Raw genomic sequence first — 1,330 nt, 5'->3', positions numbered from 1 at the left:
AAGCCAGCCTTTCATGATATATCTCCCAATTTGTGTAGGGCTTATTATGCACGCTTAAAAATAATAAAAGCAGACTTGACCTGATAGTTTGGCTGTGAGCAATTATGTGCTTAGTGCATCTAACGCCTGAATTAAGCCGCGCCGCGAAGCGGCGTCGGCTTGAATGAATTGTTAGATGCCAACCCGGTCAATGTGCGCTGACCTTGGATAGCAGGTTTAGAACGGCGACGCCACTGACGATAAGTCCCATGCCAATGAACGCCCAGAAGTCTAGTTTTTGGCCATGGAAAATCCAAGCAATAGCTGCCACAAGCACGATGCCAAGCCCAGCCCATACAGCGTAAGCAATACCGACCGGAATGGACTTGAGCGCGAGAGACAAGAAATAGAACGCAAGCCCGTAGCCAGCCACAACTACAACGGAAGGAACTAACCTAGTGAATCCATGGCTAGACTTCAGTGCGGAAGTTGCGATGACCTCGCCAAAGATTGAAACAGCCAGAAATATCCAGTTCTTCACGCGCAATCTCCTCTACGGTATGAAGGAGAAATTGTAGTGGCTATGAGTTGCCAAAAACAGTCTTGCGGCTATCGATTTTCTGTGAGCATACGCAACGCCAAATCTGGCATCTAACGCCTGAGTTAAGCCGGAGCGCTTTGCGGCCGCGGCGTTGTGACAATTTACCGAGCAACTCCGCGGCCGCGAAGCGATCTCGGCTTGAACGAATTGTTAGGTGGCGGTTCTTGGATCAATGTCGAAGTGCATGACGTCTTCCCGAACTCCAAGCTTTGTGTAGAGAGCGACTGCCGGATCGTCACCGTAGTCTGCTTGCACATAGATTACATACGCGCCAAGTTCAACCGCCACACGCTTCAGGTGGCTAATCAGGGCAGTTGCGACTCCTAGCCTTCGATGGCTGGAAGCGACTGCCAAGTCATAAATGTAGATCTCGCTTCGCGCTTGCTCGAACTTGGGTAGAACGTAGGCGGCGAGCCCACCTATTGCTGTTCCGCGGTCAAAAGCAGCGAGCGCGATGAACGTCTCGCTGTGCAGAAGATTGGCAAGATACTCATTGGTCGGCTGGCGATCAGAGTAGGTTGGAATGTCCTCAAACTCTTTGCCGAAGAGATCGAGCACAGCCCTCATGGCTGAAATTTCGTCAGGGCCGATCTTGACGGTTGCAATGATGCTCATTGAGCCACCTAACTTTGTTTTAGGGCGACTGCCCTGCTGCGTAACATCGTTGCTGCTCCATAACATCAAACATCGACCCACGGCGTAACGCGCTTGCTGCTTGGATGCCCGAGGCATAGACTGTACAAAAAAACA

Annotated in this window: 2 protein-coding genes; both read right to left on the bottom strand. The window is 51.1% G+C overall.

What is annotated here, in order from left to right; all coding sequences use genetic code 11:
• Window positions 1–187 precede the first annotated feature (187 nt).
• Complete coding sequence (locus ACHHZ7_RS25395; RefSeq protein ID WP_015243636.1) at window positions 188–520, bottom strand: quaternary ammonium compound efflux SMR transporter QacF; 333 nt, start codon at window positions 518–520, stop codon at window positions 188–190.
• A 210-nt stretch (window positions 521–730) separates the two neighbouring features.
• A complete protein-coding gene (gene aac(3)-Ib, locus ACHHZ7_RS25390; protein WP_010792467.1) occupies window positions 731–1,195 on the bottom strand; it encodes an aminoglycoside N-acetyltransferase AAC(3)-Ib in 465 nt (154 codons plus the stop codon).
• Window positions 1,196–1,330 lie beyond the last annotated feature (135 nt).

It is taken from the genome of Citrobacter freundii complex sp. 2024EL-00216 (assembly GCF_043945515.1).
GTDB lineage: Bacteria > Pseudomonadota > Gammaproteobacteria > Enterobacterales > Enterobacteriaceae > Citrobacter > Citrobacter portucalensis.
Note: the sequence above shows the minus strand (reverse complement) of the source record. Positions and strands in the feature narration are given on the sequence as shown.